This is a genomic window from Nostoc sp. DedSLP03 (genome assembly GCF_034530815.1).
Classification (GTDB): domain Bacteria; phylum Cyanobacteriota; class Cyanobacteriia; order Cyanobacteriales; family Nostocaceae; genus Nostoc.
Genome location: NZ_JAVRCK010000133.1, coordinates 1 through 17,083, shown reverse-complemented (window position 1 = coordinate 17,083; position 17,083 = coordinate 1). Strand labels below are relative to the sequence as shown.

The following is a 17,083-nucleotide window of genomic DNA, read 5'->3' as shown; positions in this document are numbered from 1 at the left end:
GCTGCTGGCGATTCTGCTCCTGTAGCTCTTACCGCTCCTGCTATCAACGGTTAATAGCAGCGATCGCGTCAAATAAAATCAAAGGCGCTCTCCTCAAAAGGGGGGCGCTTTTTAGTGGCGATCGCTAAAGGATTAGTACCTACATTCCGCACCTGAAAGTGCCACAAAAGAAATGATAGGGAATATGTCCGCTAGTTTTTAATAAAAAACCAAAGTAATAAGGTATGGAAAGTCAAAAATCAAGCTGAAGTTGGGAAAAAAATGGATGGTTATAAAAAATACTGCATAAAAAAGTAGAGTTACTGAAAATAGAGTGAGTAACTCAAAAAAGTTGATAAAAGGAAAGCTGGAGTGAAATGACAATCAAACTAATAAATAGTAGCGATCGCCTTGCATTAGGGAAGAATTGTAATATCCATAATCTTTCATCAGAGAGGTTTGAGATTTGTGAAACACCATTAATAATTAATAAATGAATACCTTGGAAACATTGAAACATCCATATTTTTTTCAAACACTACTTCTGGCAAGCCTGTTTCATATTCTCCATGTAGGTGCATTGAACTTGAATCCAAGTGCAATGATGACAACGCTACTCTATATTTTTTTACTGCTGCTAACGCTATTAGAGACCATTTATAAAGTAAATCTTTAAACAACAAGACGACGTAACATAACACGAGTCATAACAGCATATATGGCAGCCTCACTCATTTCAGGAAGACGTTCATAATCTTTACTAAGGCGGTGATATTGGTTAAACCATCCAAATGTTCTTTCTACTACCCAGCGTTTGGGCAAAACCTCAAATTCTTTTTCTGTACGCTGGATGACCTCAACATGAGCTTGAATCATAAGCCATACAGTTAGAGCAAACTGATCACCGTTATAGCCGGAATCAACCCACATTACCTCGACTTTTTCCAAGACTTCTGGATGTTCTTCTAGCAGTTCCATCAAAGCATATGCTGCAAGCACTCTTTCTGGGGCGTTTCCTTCACTAACAACAACTTTGAGTAATAGTCCGAGACTATCGACTATGGTTTGGCGTTTGCGTCCCTTAACTAGCTTACCGCCATCAAAGCCGTACACTTCCCCCTTTTTTCAGTCGTTTTTACTGACTGAGTGTCTGCTGCGATGCCTACGGCGAGCTTTGCTAACGCAGTTGGTTGAACTGACCTACCCATTTGTTGCCGAACCTGGTTACGTAGTGTGTGGTTCAACTCTTGCCAAACTCCTTGTTTTTGCTATTTCCGGTAGTAACTGTAAACCGTTGAGCTGGGAGGAAAGTCTCCTGGAAGCATATCCCATTGACACCCTGTTTTCAAGTGGTAGTAAATGGCGTTGCATAGTTGTCTCATATCAGTTGTGCGCGGATGTCCACCAGACTTAGCTGCTGGAATTAAGGGAGCTAGAATAGCCCATTCTGAGTCACTCAGGTCGGTAGAATAAGCCTTTCGAGTCATTAAACGCTACGTAAATGCACTGCCTCAAAAGTATCTTATCGTTATCAGTTTATTTGATTAGCCACCTTTAGATTTACTTTATAAATAGCCTCTTAGAGTGAAGATTTCACTTAATCCTTTCAAATATAATTGGTCTAATACTCTTCCTAATCTGTCATCGTTTAAATATTCTGGTAATATCCCTTCTCCTAACAGATGTTCACAGGCGTAGCCATCCATATATTTAGGAAACATATATAACGTTCCTGATACAAAACCTAACCCATTTAATATCATTGCTTTAACTGCCTGACCCGCGCTTACCTTTTCTTGCGGGTGCTGTCCCAGTATTTTATTTATTTGGTCTACCAACCCTATTTCATCAATGATTCCTGCTACTATCCCCAGGTGATCTAAATTTTTTACTTCAATATTCAAGGGCGAATTCATTTTTACACTATTTCCCATCAACTATTTTTAGCTTTTCATGATGGAAGCTTATAGAGTGCTAATTTTATTTATTTTTTGACTTCTACCCTGATTCTGGCTATTAACTTTACTTCTCAGCTTTTATTGTCTCAATTTTTACCAATAATCTGAATTTACTTACTGCTTTCTCTGTGTGCCAGTTTTAGGTGCGGAATGTGGGTTAGTAAATTAGGGCAAAAACTCTGTCGGTTGGCACTTTGGATTCAAGTTTAGAGTTAATCACAAAATCTAAAAAGAACATGAAAAATCGCTTAGTCAAATTGCTGGATAAAATTTTGTTACGCAAGCGAGCAGTTATTGAGTCGGTGAATAACTATCTCAAAAATATCTGTCAAATCTAACACTCACGGCATCGTAGCCCTTTTAACTTTTTGGTGAATTTGATGGCAGGATTGGCTGCTTATACATATTTGCCTCAAAAACCTTCTATTGACATTTACCCCAAAGAATTGCCTGCTCTACCTTTTGCCATTTTTTAGTTCATCGAACTCCTAAGAAAACGCAGTTTTCTTTCGCCCTTCCCGTAGGTGCGCTTTCGTTGGAGACTCACGTTCATTTAGATGCAAACTGCTGTAATTACCAGGTTTTTTGTAGTATCAATTCTCAACAAAAAAGAGGTCTTTCTCGACCTCTTACCAATTCCCTAAAATAATATTCTATTTACAGAATTACGACAAGCCAGTATTAGCGCCTTGCTTACCAGTTGCTAGTTCCACCTTGATGATTGTGCCACCTGCTTTTTGAATACGTTGCTGTTCGCGGAACCAGTTTTCATAAGGAACTAGCTTAGTGAAGTAAGTATTTTGCAGTTCGCGTTGGGTCCGAATTCGGGTTTGGCTAGGAACTAGAGCAGTAATTTTAAACAAACGGGACATATTTTGAAAATCTCCTGTATACCTCGTGAAAACTTTTTTATCTCAAAATTTTGAGTGCAAATCTTTTAATCATTCAAAGGCTGGAAATCAAACATCAATACTAGACCACCAACACTCATCACTGATAATTTACCAAGATAAGCAATATAACGTTCTAGCACTCACGGCTGATTTCCAGACCTTAATAAAGCCGCACCTAAATTCTTAAGCGCAAACTAGTTCTTAGCTTAAGCCAGAGGAGATATAGTCTAAGTAAACGCCCATTTCCTTACCAGCATCAGAACCTACCAAGCTGGCGGTTACTTCTTTGATTGCTTGGATAGCTTGTACGGTAGCACCGACGGGAACACCCAAGGAGTTGTAGGTTTCCTTCAAGCCATTGAGCACACGCTCATCTAGGATGGAAGGATCGCCAGCCAACATAGCGTAGGTAGCGTAGCGGAGGTAATAATCCAAATCACGGATGCAAGCAGCATAGCGGCGGGTGGTGTACATGTTGCCGCCGGGACGGGTGATGTCAGAGTATAGCAAAGATTTTGCTACAGCTTCTTTGACGATCGCAGCAGCGTTAGCGCTGATGGTGCTAGCAGCACGTACCCGTAGTTCGCCAGTAGAGAAGTAGCCTTTTAGCTTTTCTAAAGCAGAAGAGTCAAGGTATTTGCCTTGAACGTCTGCGGAGTTAATGACAGCGGTAATTGCGTCTTGAGCCATGTTGTTAATTCCTTATTTCCAACCGTATTGCAATACTTCTGTTTAAGTAGGTAAACAGCTTTACCCTATCCTAGAAGGGCACCAACTAGGTAGTCGAAGTAGCCAGCAGCTTCACTAGCTTCATCACCAGAGAGCAGTGACGCAGAGCCATTCTTCAGTCCGCGGATACCTTCAGCAACACCATCGATAGGAGTTCCCAAGGACTTGTACAGTTCACGGGCACCAATAACACCAATTTCTTCGATGGGGGTGACATCACCAGCAACGATACCGTAGGTAACGAGGCGGAGGTAATAATCTAGGTCACGCAGACAAGTAGCAGTCAATTCTTGACCGTAAGCGTTACCACCAGGAGACACAACATCAGGACGCTTTTGAAACAGTTGATCGCCAGCTTGCTTAACAAGCCGTTCGCGATTTTCTGATAAAACTTGAGCAATCCGCACCCGGCGCTCACCACTTGTAACAAAAGACTTGATCCGATCTAACTCACCAGGGCTGAGGTAGCGAGCTTCTGCATCAGCATTCACGATAGCTTTCGTGACGATACTCATTAATGGATTCCTCCAATACGAATGAAACCAGGATTTGATTAAACTGGTGCGACTTTGAGTTTGGTTTACTGAGTTTGTTTTTTCGTCCTTTTAGACACAACAATTTTACAACTGCTACGGCTAAGAAATTACGAGTTTGCTTGAGTCAACATAAGTACACAAGCTTTCAAACTCAGTTACCTTCCGCAAAACATTTTCCGGCATTCTGTTGAGCATTTATGACTGCTCTTAATACTTTGTAATATTGCTTTTCAGAATTTGCTGTTCTAACTGCAATCTGAGAGCGGTATTACGAAAGGTTAAGAAGGGGACAGAGGATGGGTTACAGGGGATAGGGAACAGTAAATAATCTGTACCCTATTCCCTAATTCCCTAGTCCCTACTCCTTAATCAACCGCGACACTGCCGAGGTAGTTACCTACTGGCAGAGATGGGAAGCGGTTATAAGGCACAACATCTTCACCGAAGTAGCGGTTATATTCTGGACTTTCGACTATTGCTTCTACAACGGCTGACAAACCACTATCGACTAGCAGCTTGTTATATTGCACAATTTCTTCCTGAGTTGCGGGTGTACGCCCCAACAGATGACGGAAGAGGAACTCAATGACCTTGCTATGAGGATAAGGTGATAAGAAGCGCTGGCGATAGATTTGGGAACTAGCTAGTTCACGCACAAACTCCCGCACGGAAATTTCACCATTTTGGAGTTTGCTATCTAGGTCAGTGCGACGGAAATTATTGGGCACTTCACCGCTAAATACATCCAACACTTGACGATAAATGGCATTGATTGCCTGTTGTTTTTCGCTTTGGTTGGTGTTTTCTGTTAGACGGTAAATACGTGCATGTTTACGCACACCCTGTTCCAAGGATTGTCCGCTAGCATCGTTGTAGGAACGACCCAGTTCAGCAAAGGATGGCTGACCATTTGTTTGGGATGCGATATCTGCGATCGCCTGTGCCAAAAGCGGTGTATCGTTACTAACTCCGACACGGGCTTGTACTGGCTTAAAGCTTGGTACAACCACGTCATCGTTTTGCTTGGTCAGCTGGTTGTAAAGCTTCTCTGTATTCGGGAAGTTTGCCGCTGGCAGGGTCGGGAAGCGGCGGTAAGGAACCGTATCTTCACCAAACACCTGGTTATATTCCACACTATCTACCAAAGCACCAATAAAGGCACGAATACCTTGAGTAGCCAAAATTTGGTTATACTTGCGGATTTCTGCTTGGTCTAGTGGCGCACGTCCCAAGAAGTGTTTGGTTCCTAACTCAATCACTTTGGTATTGGGGTAAGGTGTGTAGAACTCTTTCAGGTAGAGGTTAGAGTAACCCAAACCTTCAATAAATTCCTTCACGCTAATTTCGCCATTCCCCAGCTTGCTTTCCCATTTGCTAAATTCGTTTTTGGCGATGTATGGTGCAATATCCCGCTCAAAAATCTGACGATAGGCAGCGCTGATCAAAGTTTTGATTGCAACCTTGTCAGTAGTATTCGCCACAAGCTTGAAGATTTTGGTTTGTTCCCGTTGCTTGCTAACACCTTGGTTAATGCGGAACTGAATATCTGGTTCTGACCGCTTTTCTGTCACTGTACCCAGTGTCACAAAGCTTGGTGTTACCTCCTTCTGGATTTTCGCGGCAATATCATCACGAATGCTACCAACACGTAATTGTCGCCCTGCTACACCACCAGGAGTCAGATACCGTTCGTAAGGAATTGTATCTTCACCAAAGGCTTCGCTGTATTCTACGCTGTTAATAATGGCATCAACCACCGCGTAAAAGCCCTGTTTTGAAGCAATATCAAAGTACTTGTTGATTTCTTGACGACCATAAGTCGGACGACCCAACAAGCGGCGGTGAATATACTCGATCGCTTTACAAACATACAGCGATGACCAGTACAGATTGCGGAATACATCCGACTTAGCCAAAGCACGGATAAATTCCCGTACTGAGATGTCGCCATTTTCCAGTTTGATTTCTAATACCTTCGGGCGCTGACCTTCGTAGACATCGCGACCAAAAACTTGCAGGTAAGCAGCTCTAATTACTGCTTGTGTGGAGCTTTCGGAGTATCTGACACTAGAACTTTTGGGAGCCTTTTTACCTCTAGTACCAGGCAGTTGGTCTAATTTGAACACCTTGGGCCCAAGGGTACCAGGAGCTTCACCCCGCGCTTTGGGATTACTATTTTGGTTATTAATCCCTGCTCCTTGGTGAATCAGGATGCGTTTGGTATCCTTGCTAAAAGGAGCCGGACTGGTACTGGGGTTGCGAGTTTCTTTCGGGAAAATCGCTCCAAACTGAATTTCCAAGGGGTCGTTACCAGAACCGTAGGGATGTTGATCTGGTAGCGGTTGCTCGTAAGCCGCAAATGTGGTGATGAACTGAGGTATCTTGCGGAAAGGCGCACTGTAGTTAAACAGGTCTTGCTGAGGCCCCCAGTTGCGACATTCTTGTGCTTCTTGACCTAGACCCCGCAGGTAGGGTACTGTTTCTTCGCCAAAATAGTCGCCGTATTCAGCAGAATCTACTAAGGCATCTACCAAAGCTGGTAGACCACCATTAGAAATAATCGAGAAGTATTTTTGTACTTCTTCTCGGCTACTTGGGCCCCGTCCCAGAATGTGACGGAAAGCTAGTTCGATGACTCGGCTGTTAATAAAAGGCTGGTAAAACTGTTTTTGGTAAAGGGGAGATTTAGCTAAACGACGGACAAACTCTTTCATCGAGATGTCGCCATTCTTCACCTTGGATTCTAGGTCAGATATGGACAAACTATAAGCACGGCTAATGTCGCGCTCAAAGATTTGTCGATAGGCCGCTTTCACTACCTCATTTTTTTCGCTACTGGATAACCCAGTCTTCATCACAAATTTGGGACGACGTTCTGAGGCATTGAAGTAGATTTGCGGCAATTCTAACCCTTGCTGGTCGCTAGAAGGGCGTTGGCGCAGTTTATTTGAAGGTGTGGCTGCTTTGAATTCTGTTAACAAAACATCCATGTACTGAGACACAATTTCTGTACCCTCAGCATCGTTGCGGAAAAATGAAAGTGCCCCAGCTTTGATTTCTTGTAAAGCTACTAGCGTGGCTTCTCCAGAGCAGGCATTTTCAATGATTTCCCGCAAACCCCTTGTATTCACCGCTATGATGTTGGGGTCGCCAGCGACGATCGCATAAGTAGCGTAGCGCAAGAACCAGGATAAATCCCGCAAGCTCTTGGCCATGTTGCTTGGGCCATATCGAGCAATGTTAATTGGTCTGAAACCTGGAGGTGTCGGGCCGCTGGGGGATGAGTTAAATATTGAGCGTAAATTTTCTAAGAACCCACCACGACTTTCAACGTAGGTTACAGTTCCCAGTTGCATCCCTTGTTGAACATTAGCACCGGCAACAGCACTAACAGGTACTATTTCTACTGCTCTGGGCTTTTCTAAAAAAGCCATTGGGGAACCACCAACAAAAATCCGGTTGGCAGCTCGAGACACAATAATCTCGGCATTGTCCGTCAACGTCTGAGAAATTTCTAGACGTTTTGCACCAGATGCAAAATAACTTGCCAGTTCATTTAGTTCACCACTTCCCAAGAAACGGTCTTGCTGCTCCGCTTGGGTAATTGTGGATACAGTTAGGGTTTGATATAGTTGCGGACGCGCAACCGAGCTTCCACCACTCGCCTTAACACTCATCGGATTTGTAAAACTCCCATCATAAGCGTTTATATGTTAAGTCTGGATTGTTTTGAGGCTTGACACATTGGCGTGTCTATGCTTTATAAGCTTGAGAGTTTTGCCTGCAAAACTGCCAGTAAATTAACCCAGTTAGCTTTTAGATTAAAACGTTTTGCGTTCTCAAGGCGGATTTATTAAGAAGTATGTAGAACCTGTATCTTAATTGTCTCCAGTCTTAAAAGTGTATACTCCAGTTTGTCTGAGATTAAGTCTAAGTTTTGTAACTAAGTAGTCGGTTGGGAACTGTCAGCTGATTTGTTTTTTATTTAAACGCATAACCACTTCGCCTTTTTGCAGGGTAGGGGCACAGAGGGAAAGGCAGAGGCACGCAAAGAATTGGCTATGGATTAATTAAAGGTTGCACTTAGTCACCGGACAGTAGTTATTCGTTGATATTAAGTTATTTTTAATATAAGTAAAATTATGTTAAAACTGACACTATAGGTAAAATAATTCTTAATCTGTGGTAGTTTAATCTGGAAATAGTCAGTATTAAGATTAAGGGTAAATCCTAAGAAGAAAAGTTCCAAATTTAACTAGTGATTCAATGCTACTCTATCTGCGATCGCAATTATTTTCGCTGTCACTTCGGCAAATGCGCTTCTAGAGAAAATATCAACACCGTTGTCAAGTGAGCAAAGACTAGATATCAAATACCAACTCTGGTATACAACAGTGAAGCCCATCATTACGACGATAGAAATAAAATGTATAAACTTATACTTTATATTAATGTTACTTCTTAAAAAGGGATAGTGACTAAATGAAAGCATAACTGTTAGTGGTAGCGATCGCTTTAAATTCACTACAAAAAATGTTAATGCAGTGAAACTGTTACAAGATATTTATAATTTTAAATATTGCCAATGATTTTCATAGAACCAGCATATATCACCAAAATTGGACGTGACCAGTTTGATTGCAGACAAACGTTTGCTTACATTGCTACTGAGGTATGAGGTAGGTACTCAAATGTCCTTGAATAAGTTGCAATGGTTCATAGATAATACCAAATATTGCCAAACCAATCAATGTGATGTTTAATTAAGCTTGTTCTGAAATTTAATATTTGATAATGATAACGCGACGTAAATTTATAGCTTTAATTCCTGGTTTTTTAGTAGCTAGTACTAGCAGCATACTTGTCAGTTTCAATCCCCAAAAATATTTAACTAATCGAAAACGAAGTTTACCCTTTTTCTTAGGATGGTATGACAATATCAATAATATAGATGTACCAATCAAAGCATCTTCTAAAGGAATTGACTTATTAATGCCCTATGTTGAAAAAGAAGGCAAGGCAAAAATCCAGGCATTTTTGGATGCTTCTAAAAAAACACCAATAAAAATTCTGCTTGAGATTCCTCGTCCTTTAATAGAATCAGAAAATATTTCAGGAGTAAAAGACTTTATTCGTACTTATAAAAACCATCCTTCCGTTTATGCTTGGTATCTTTATGATGAACCAGAAATAAAAAAACCTAGACCAATTTCTCCAAATTTGTTAAAAAAGGTATACAAAGCTATTAAGGAAGAAGATAAATCAAAGCCAGTGGCATTAGTTTTTCACAAAATAGAAAAAATTGAACCTTACAGCGATGCAATGGATATATTGATGTGGGATTGTTATCCTTGCAAAGATGGAGTTGTAGAATTCCAATGGGTATCATTTTATCGAAAAGCACTCTACGAAGTCATTTCCCTTGCTGATGTTAAAAACAAAAAATTTTGGAACGTAATACAAGCTTATAGAGGAAATCAGACCGATCTTCGATTACCAACAAAGTTAGAATTTCGCTATATGTTTTATTTATCAGTCCTTACAGGGGCTGATGGGCTGCTATTTTGGATACACTATCTCTCTTCACCTTCCTGGAATGAGTCAGTTTTGTATCCTACTATTAAAGAATTCCGAGATTACATTCCTGCAATCGTTAGAGGAGAAGATTTAAGTAATCCAGTACAAGTAAACAACCCAAATATAGAAGTTAAATTATTTCCTATTCCTAATACTACAAAATATTTAATTATAGCTGTTAATCATACTTCGACTCAAATAAATTTTGTAATAAAACTGACTCAGAGTTTAGCTGGTAAAATACTTACTTTTAATGAAAAAACTATTAATAACCTATTTCCTAATGCAAGTTTCAGCACTCGTTTAAATGCTTATGAAGTAAAGTTGTATCAAGTAAGATAAGTTAATAAGCTTAGTAATTAAATATAAGACATCTAAATTTTTCAAACTTCTTATTCCGTATCTCTTAACTCTGAGAAGTAGGGATGAAGAAGTTTGAGCTATGTGGCATAGTTAAGTTTATCTTATGTTTAATTGCGTTGTTCAACTGAGAGATACAGTATGATAAATATTTTTTATAAAAATTAAGTAGATATGATATTAAACCAATTTTTATAATAATAATAATTAATACCTATAGTTTAAATATAATTAATTAGAAATATTCGATTTATATTTAACTAAAAATTCGCCAGCATTTTGATTAAAATTGCTCTCTTTTTTAAACTTTTTGTATCCCCAAACTTGCATTTGATAAGGAAGAATGCGAAATAGTAAAGACATGACTTTGAGAATATTTAATTTTAGTGAAAGAGTATTGTATTGATATCGTGCTTTAATTTGCTGTCCTAAAGCCGCAGACCTTCTACTTATAACGCCTGTATTTCTATAATAAAGTAAAGGTTCAGATAAATTTGAAATACCAACTCTCAATTTCAATGCTCTTGCCCACAATTCTAAATCACATTCAGAACGAAATTCCATGTTATAAAGCCCTGTTTTAGCAAAAACGCTACTTCTAAACATCACAGATGGATGTATCAACGGATTTTGATAATGAAACAGTGCATGTATCTCCTGATTACATACAGGCATTATCCTAATTGAGCAATTTTCTCTTGGAAATTCATCCTCAAAGACATAAGCCCAAGTACCTAAGATGTCAATATCTAAGTTATTTTCTAAAAAATCTATTTGTTTACTTAATCGCTCTGGATGTGCAATGTCATCAGAGTCCATTCTTGCGTAGTATGTAGATGAAGAGTTTAATATGGAGATATTAAGTGCATGAGCTAAACCCATGTTTTGAGAAATTAAGAGGTGTTTTATATGAGGATAAGTTGCAGTATATTCATTAACAGTTTCCTCCAAAGTTTTTGAAACCAAACCATCCTGAATTAAATGAATTTCCTTTGCTGGTACACTTTGCCATAAAATAGAGTCAATAGCAGCACGAAGATGTGCAATATTGCTACCTTGGTAAAAAGGAATACCCACTGTAATGCTTGGCTGTATGTTGCTAGAAACTGTAGATACTGTATTCGACATGGATGTATTTCACCTCTGTATATTTCAAAAACAAAAATGTGTTTATAAAATTTCTTGCAAGGTTTTTGAAAGATAAGCTTCTGAATGATTTTCTTGGAAGTATCTTATTGCTTCCCAATAGCGGGTTTCATAATCATTTATGTCCATACTAAATACATCATGGATACATTTTGACATTGAGCTTTCGTCATTAAAATCAGTAAAAAAGACAAAACTTAGACCTTTTAAATATGAAAAAGTAGGGATATCATTAATAATTAAAAGCTTTCCATAACTCAAAGCCTCTGTCACCACACCACTTTGAGTTGAAAATGAGTAGGGAATCACAACAAAGTGGCTTAAACCAAGTAGGAAACTTTTAGCACTATTTGAAATGAAGCCAGGAAATCTAATTATTAGTTTTTCGTCGTAGTTTACTTGTATATTCCTCTCACTTCCACCCCGAATAAATCTCGCTTGTTTTGAGTAATCTTTGTTAATTATACTTGCTAAAGATAAAAATCCTTGAGGGTTTTTATCTTTATCTGCTCGACCTAACAATAAAAAACTTTTTTCCTTATCCCAACTATACTTTAGTTGTGCTAAATTGTTTTGTAAAATCTCTTCTGGTAGAGAAAGAAATGATAAGTTTAACTTGTAAAGTTTATCATTATTAACGAAGTCTTTTGCTTTCAAAAACGCTTCATTGCTAGGTAATAATATTTTATCTGCTATATAGCCAAAGACTAAATGATATAAAAATACAATATATGCTTTGAAAGGGTTAATTCTTCCTTTTTCAAATTTAGGTTCATGCATTAAATAAGAAATTTCTAAGTTTTTACTGAAAAATTTACTAATTATTTTTAAAACTAAAGCTAATACTAAATAGTCTAACTGAATTAAAAAGAAAAATACTGATATTCTTTCTTGCTTATTTAGGCTCACTAACTGTTTGATTAATAACCAACTTTCTTGCATCTTGACGGAATATAAGTATTTTACAGAATAACTAGCTAGATCGGAACCAGTAGTTAGTGCCATTGCTTTGTAAAAAGATTCTGAGCAATGATGCACTCTGGGATTTTTTGGTCTAAAAAGATATATTATATGCATAATTCACAAATAGATAAAAACGCAATTATTTCAAAAATAAATATTTGAGATGAATGAAGTATTAGTAAGTATTCGCTAGTATAATATTTGATTTACTCATTTTTTGATGCAAAAGGTGAGTCAATCTTGAGATAATTTTTAAGTAAAATTAATGTATTTAAAATGCTGATTATCAATTTTTCATGTATTTTATTAGCATAAATCAAACGTATTTGTGAATGTTCACTAATTCTCTTTTGAGTTTGGCTAGAAATACCTCCAGGTTCGCGTATTGATATTACTGTAGGTAAATAAAAGATTGTTATATTTTTGAGCATTCGCAGAAATAATTCGTAATCCATAGAAATTTTTAGAGATTCATTGTATTTGTAATTCTTATGTAGAGAAGTTTCACAGAAAAACCCCTGGTGTGGTAAAAACATAAAATATTTTAGAAATTTCGATGAAAGTTGCGGCGGACGATAAAATATGGTTTCTCCAGAAAAACTTGTAGTGACGGTGACACCAATAGCACATTTCCATTTATGTTGCATATAGCTTTGCACAACTTCAGAAATCACTGTTTTGGAAAAGAATACATCTCCCGCGTTTAAGAAGAAAATTAAATCTCCATTACTTTTTTGTAAACCTTTATTAAATGCACTAGATATCCCATTATCTAGTTCTGACAAATAAATATAATTTTTAGAATGGGTGTATGAATCTAAAAACTCTTTACTTCCATCAGCAGAATCTCCATCAATGACAATATGCTCTATTATTTCATAGTCTTGTTCTTTGACTGATTGTAAGGTTTTTTGCAATCCTTGGTAATTATTTTTGGATATCGTCACTATCGATACTTGGCAATGATTCATATTAGTTATGATTAATTAGGTTTAATATAAACTGATAAAAAAGGTAAAAATATTCACTGATTGGTGTAGTTAGCGGTTCACCATTCCAAAAAGTTAGGTAGCTTTGAGGAAGTGTGATACTAATAAAAAAGTAAATCATCCTGAAAACAATTGCCAATATAAATATAAAAGTATCATAGCTATAGGCACCATTAAGTTTGTCTGAAGAGAGAGCTATAATATAAAAAAACCCAGGAATGCAAAAAAAGATACTGGTAATTCTCAAATTAAATCCATATGTCAAAGACCCAAAATAAAGTAAGAAAAGCAAAAAGAATGTTGTAATCCATCTTATATATCTTCTATTTGTTTTGCTATATACTCTATTTATTTTGTTTATATCAGTTCTCAAGATAAATATAGAGATAATAATATAATCAAGAATAGGACGTATTTGATTTTTAATTTTATCTCCAAGACTGTAGTTATCACCGCCACCGCCATAAATATCGATTCTCTGAGATACAGAACCATCAAAAGATGATAATGAAATTGTTAAATCTAGCAGTGATTTCATTATTACTGATGAGAATAAAAGTATCGCTCCAAAACAAATAATAATACTAAATCTATTATTCAAATATTTAGAAAAGGATTTGAATGGATTTAATGCATTAATAAATTTATACTTGAACAGTCCAGGTAATATGCCAAAAATATACATTAAAGAAGATTTGTGTGTCCAATAACCGACATATATACAAAGACAAGCAATCACAAAGTTATCAACATAAATAGCAGGTATTATAAATATCCATGAATAAATTTGTCTCATCCAAAAGAGTTGAAAATAGTATCCTTGAGTCGTTACATTAATTAATATGATTAATGGATAAAAATCGGGCATAAATAGCATGGAGAAAACGGTGAAAGCCGTATTCATGCTCAAAGATTGAAGGAATAAAAAACTCAGTTGACTAGGCCCTATTAATACACTCAAATATTTAGGCAAAATGAAAGAGACTGGTTCTAGTTCGATATCTGGAATAGTCAATCCTGTTTCTTTTTGAAGCGAAGAATAAATATCAAGATATACAATTGTATCTCGAAATGGCTCAAAGCTGGCTATATATGTAGTAATTGTAAATAAAACTAGTAAGATTGGAAATATATTAAGTATACGTTTTTGATTTCCTACTATTTTATTTTGGGAAATATTAATTTGGCAATATGCAAGTATAAAAACTACACCTAATAACGGAATAATAGCCCAAATAGCTAGACCAAATATCAAAACAAAATTTTTTAAATTGCCAAACAAAGAAAAAAATTTATGTATTGAATGGATTTTATTTGTTTCTGGGATGAATTTAAGAAGCATAATTTTTAGATATTATAAGTGCAACATTATCACCTCTATAGACTCAAAACCCTTGCACTTTCTCTGGGAAGTTACTAAACGAATTTGATGAGACTTTGTTACAAAGCTAGTATTTATCAAGCTGCGTGAATTCTAAATCCACAGTGGGGCTTTTTCAGCAAACCCTATATAGTTACTCACTCACTTGTTTTGTATATTCATTGCTTCCTTATAAACCGCAACGTACTGCTGTGCGATCCGAACTGGGTCAAACATATATTCTGCATGACGACGGGCTGCTAAACTAAGAGATTTACTTTCTTTTTGTTGTTGTAGAACCCATTGAATTCCTGTTGCTAAATCTTCTGCTTCGTATGGTTGCGCTAAATAGCCTGACACTCTATGCTGAATTAAATCAGGCATTCCTCCAATTTTGAAAGCAACAGTAGGAGTCCCACAAGCTATTGCCTCAACAACTGTATTCGGTAAGTTATCTTGTCTAGAAGGTGCAACAAAGACATCAGCAGCAGAATAGAGTAGAGCCAGAGAAATATCATCGGCAAGATGTCCTGTATATCGAAGTGGGAAACCCAATTTAGGAACTTGTGGCGGACGTGACTGTCCAAAAATTACTATTTCAATTTCTATATCTTTTGACTTTTGATTTTCCAGAAAACTGGTAGCTTGTAATAATAAATCAATACCTTTGCGAGGATCGTTAGTTCCACCCAAGGCACCAAATAAAATTAACGATCGCTGTTGAGGTAAATTCAAAAGCTGTCGTGCTAATGTTTTTTCAATCGGGCGAAAGCTATCTAAATCTAAGGGATATGGTATGACTGAAACGGGACAATCTGCCATCAATGCACTATTGCGAACGCAATCTGCTAGCCAGTTACTAGGACAAACAATATGGAAAGGATATTTCCAGTTACGTTGCTTGCGTTCCCAAGTCCAACGATTTAAATCGAAACCAGACTCGTCTTGTGGACGATTGTCTGCTCGATAACCCTCACGCCAGCGAGCATTAAGTCCATCGTTTGCATAGTGCTCTGCTCCACAAAATGCCCACATATCGTGAAATGTCCACACTATCGGTTTACGAATCTGACCAATTTCACTAATGGATAAAGTCTCTGCACCTACCCAATGAAGATTTATTACATCTGCATCAGAGGTATGGAAAGATTTTACCCAATTAGAAGGAAGAATCCCCGCTGAATAACGCGTTGGATCGGAACTTTTGATGGTTTTTTTGGCTAATAAACCTATACCTGTGCGAATTTCTGTTGTTATTCTTCCGATTTTTAATGAATTACCTCTAACTGTTGGATCGTCAGAAATTTTTGACAAAACTTGCATCCGAGAGTCTATTTCTGCCTGTAACAGACAACGATGAATCCGGTAAGCTGCACGAGCAGCACCTCCAGATAAATCAGAATAACTAGTATGAATAATTTGCATAAATAGATTCAATGGTTAAACCTTAATAGAGCGACAAATTATTTGAAATTTTTGAATGTTTTTCTGAGTTTTCTCTGGACACGTTTCAACAAACTTGGCATATAAACATTTTCTCTTGTGAAACGATCGGCTTGGCGATCTGGGATCGTGAAGGGCGGATGTTGTAATGGAAATTGCATAGGTTGTGTCGGAACATTGGAGCGTGGATCGCCTCGATCTGTTGTATTGGTTCCATCCAGATCGAATCCCAGATTGCTAATCAAATTAACTGTGGGGATAATGCTCAAGGCATTTTGTAACCAGGAACAGAGCATCCATTGATAGTCCCAAGTGTCAAAACCATCATAGGTAGATTGGAATTGGTTTTGCCAAAATTGGACTTCTCTGGAATCTCTGAGAATGTCTTTTAGCCAACCCTCGTCACGAATAGTTGACCACTTTTTCATTTCTAGATCGTAATGTTGCCATGCCCTACGCCAGGTTGCCCATCCCCATGTTCGGGTATAAATTGAAAAGTAATAGCTATCCTGAGTCTGCCGATTTCTAGGATTGCCCAAGGGGGTATTATCTCCAGAAATTGTCATAACCCGCTCATCATGACGGTAATACCTCAATAATTCTTCGCAATAGGGAAAAAATGTTGGATGAGGTAAACAGTCATCTTCCAAAAGAATAGCTTCTTCAACGATGTCAAATACCCAAGAAAAAGCAGTGGCTTCTCGCTGCTTCATCCCCATATTGATGTCAGAATAATTGGTTAAGACTTCGCAGGGCCAGTCTACGCGATCGATAATCGATCGCGTTTTTGCACATTTTTCGGACTCTCCAGCTCGATTTCCACGAGGCCCATCCGCTGCAACTAGGAGCATCGGTGGACGCGCTTGGCGAATAGCCTCAAACACTTTTACGGTTCTATCTGGACGATTGAAAATGATGAACGCAACTGGAGTTTGCATTTTGACAATACCTTTCTTCCTGAAAGTTGATATACGAGATGATGCGTTTGTACAGTGCGTAAGTCCTAAAGTCGTAAAACAATAAACAAGTCTGGAAGCATTTTAATGACTGGAGGGATTATCTGATTACTTTCCCCAATTGGGACTATTTAGTTTATTTACAGGACTTACGCAACTGTCACAAGCAATGGCGCGGTGTAACCGCGCCGTGC

The 17,083-nt window shown here is 37.8% G+C and carries 11 protein-coding genes and 4 pseudogenes; 2 read left to right on the top strand and 13 right to left on the bottom strand.

The window, feature by feature from the left end:
* Positions 1 to 322: 322 nt before the first annotated feature.
* The 3 pseudogenes from RM368_RS35555 to RM368_RS35545 all read right to left on the bottom strand — a co-directional run.
* A pseudogene (locus RM368_RS35555) lies at positions 323 to 502 on the bottom strand (hypothetical protein); the annotation flags it as partial.
* A gap of 149 nt (positions 503 to 651) precedes the next feature.
* A pseudogene (locus RM368_RS35550) lies at positions 652 to 1,466 on the bottom strand (IS5 family transposase).
* A 99-nt stretch (positions 1,467 to 1,565) separates the two neighbouring features.
* A pseudogene (locus RM368_RS35545) lies at positions 1,566 to 1,895 on the bottom strand (DUF4277 domain-containing protein); the annotation flags it as partial.
* 206 nt (positions 1,896 to 2,101) lie between these two features.
* Between RM368_RS35545 and RM368_RS38940 the strand changes: the two are divergent.
* A complete protein-coding gene (locus RM368_RS38940; RefSeq protein ID WP_416212284.1) occupies positions 2,102 to 2,275 on the top strand; it encodes a transposase in 174 nt (57 codons plus the stop codon).
* A gap of 327 nt (positions 2,276 to 2,602) precedes the next feature.
* Here RM368_RS38940 and RM368_RS35535 read toward each other — a convergent pair whose 3' ends face one another.
* The 4 genes and pseudogenes from RM368_RS35535 to RM368_RS35520 all read right to left on the bottom strand — a co-directional run.
* Positions 2,603 to 2,809, bottom strand: coding sequence for a phycobilisome linker polypeptide (locus tag RM368_RS35535; protein WP_094349821.1), 207 nt, complete (start codon positions 2,807 to 2,809; stop codon positions 2,603 to 2,605).
* Positions 2,810 to 3,031: 222 nt separating this feature from the next.
* On the bottom strand, positions 3,032 to 3,520 hold the full coding sequence (apcB, locus tag RM368_RS35530; protein ID WP_104908010.1) for an allophycocyanin subunit beta: 489 nt from the start codon (positions 3,518 to 3,520) through the stop codon (positions 3,032 to 3,034).
* Positions 3,521 to 3,585: 65 nt separating this feature from the next.
* Entirely contained in the window at positions 3,586 to 4,074 is a 489-nt protein-coding gene (gene apcA / locus RM368_RS35525) for an allophycocyanin subunit alpha (protein ID WP_322698411.1), read from the bottom strand.
* A 398-nt stretch (positions 4,075 to 4,472) separates the two neighbouring features.
* A pseudogene (locus RM368_RS35520) lies at positions 4,473 to 7,772 on the bottom strand (phycobilisome rod-core linker polypeptide); the annotation flags it as partial.
* A 1,117-nt stretch (positions 7,773 to 8,889) separates the two neighbouring features.
* On the opposite strand from RM368_RS35520, the gene RM368_RS35515 reads away from it, so the two are divergent.
* Positions 8,890 to 10,014, top strand: coding sequence for a glycoside hydrolase family 2 TIM barrel-domain containing protein (locus RM368_RS35515; protein WP_322698409.1), 1,125 nt, complete (start codon positions 8,890 to 8,892; stop codon positions 10,012 to 10,014).
* Between the two features lie 249 nt (positions 10,015 to 10,263).
* Here RM368_RS35515 and RM368_RS35510 read toward each other — a convergent pair whose 3' ends face one another.
* The 6 genes from RM368_RS35510 to RM368_RS35485 form a co-directional block, all read right to left on the bottom strand.
* A complete protein-coding gene (locus RM368_RS35510) occupies positions 10,264 to 11,160 on the bottom strand; it encodes a glycosyltransferase (RefSeq protein ID WP_322698408.1) in 897 nt (298 codons plus the stop codon).
* 42 nt (positions 11,161 to 11,202) lie between these two features.
* Complete coding sequence (locus RM368_RS35505) at positions 11,203 to 12,183, bottom strand: glycosyltransferase (protein ID WP_322698407.1); 981 nt, start codon at positions 12,181 to 12,183, stop codon at positions 11,203 to 11,205.
* A gap of 164 nt (positions 12,184 to 12,347) precedes the next feature.
* Positions 12,348 to 13,088 (bottom strand): glycosyltransferase family 2 protein, encoded by a 741-nt coding sequence (locus tag RM368_RS35500; protein ID WP_322698406.1) that lies wholly within the window; start codon positions 13,086 to 13,088, stop codon positions 12,348 to 12,350.
* Positions 13,089 to 13,113: 25 nt separating this feature from the next.
* Positions 13,114 to 14,472 (bottom strand): hypothetical protein, encoded by a 1,359-nt coding sequence (locus RM368_RS35495; RefSeq protein ID WP_322698405.1) that lies wholly within the window; start codon positions 14,470 to 14,472, stop codon positions 13,114 to 13,116.
* A 180-nt stretch (positions 14,473 to 14,652) separates the two neighbouring features.
* Positions 14,653 to 15,915, bottom strand: coding sequence for a glycosyltransferase family 4 protein (locus tag RM368_RS35490; protein WP_322698404.1), 1,263 nt, complete (start codon positions 15,913 to 15,915; stop codon positions 14,653 to 14,655).
* A 38-nt stretch (positions 15,916 to 15,953) separates the two neighbouring features.
* On the bottom strand, positions 15,954 to 16,871 hold the full coding sequence (locus RM368_RS35485) for a glycosyltransferase family 2 protein (RefSeq protein ID WP_322698403.1): 918 nt from the start codon (positions 16,869 to 16,871) through the stop codon (positions 15,954 to 15,956).
* Positions 16,872 to 17,083 lie beyond the last annotated feature (212 nt).

Excerpts from the sequence above, each read along its gene's own strand:
- RM368_RS35535 (WP_094349821.1), bottom strand. The coding sequence starts at position 2,809 with ATGTCCCGTTTGTTTAAAATTACTGCTCTAGTTCCTAGCCAAACCCGA.
- apcB (WP_104908010.1), bottom strand. The coding sequence starts at position 3,520 with ATGGCTCAAGACGCAATTACCGCTGTCATTAACTCCGCAGACGTTCAA.
- apcA (WP_322698411.1), bottom strand. The coding sequence starts at position 4,074 with ATGAGTATCGTCACGAAAGCTATCGTGAATGCTGATGCAGAAGCTCGC.
- RM368_RS35515 (WP_322698409.1), top strand. The coding sequence starts at position 8,890 with ATGATAACGCGACGTAAATTTATAGCTTTAATTCCTGGTTTTTTAGTA.
- RM368_RS35510 (WP_322698408.1), bottom strand. The coding sequence starts at position 11,160 with ATGTCGAATACAGTATCTACAGTTTCTAGCAACATACAGCCAAGCATT.
- RM368_RS35505 (WP_322698407.1), bottom strand. The coding sequence starts at position 12,183 with ATGGCACTAACTACTGGTTCCGATCTAGCTAGTTATTCTGTAAAATAC.
- RM368_RS35495 (WP_322698405.1), bottom strand. The coding sequence starts at position 14,472 with ATGCTTCTTAAATTCATCCCAGAAACAAATAAAATCCATTCAATACAT.
- RM368_RS35490 (WP_322698404.1), bottom strand. The coding sequence starts at position 15,915 with ATGCAAATTATTCATACTAGTTATTCTGATTTATCTGGAGGTGCTGCT.
- RM368_RS35485 (WP_322698403.1), bottom strand. The coding sequence starts at position 16,871 with ATGCAAACTCCAGTTGCGTTCATCATTTTCAATCGTCCAGATAGAACC.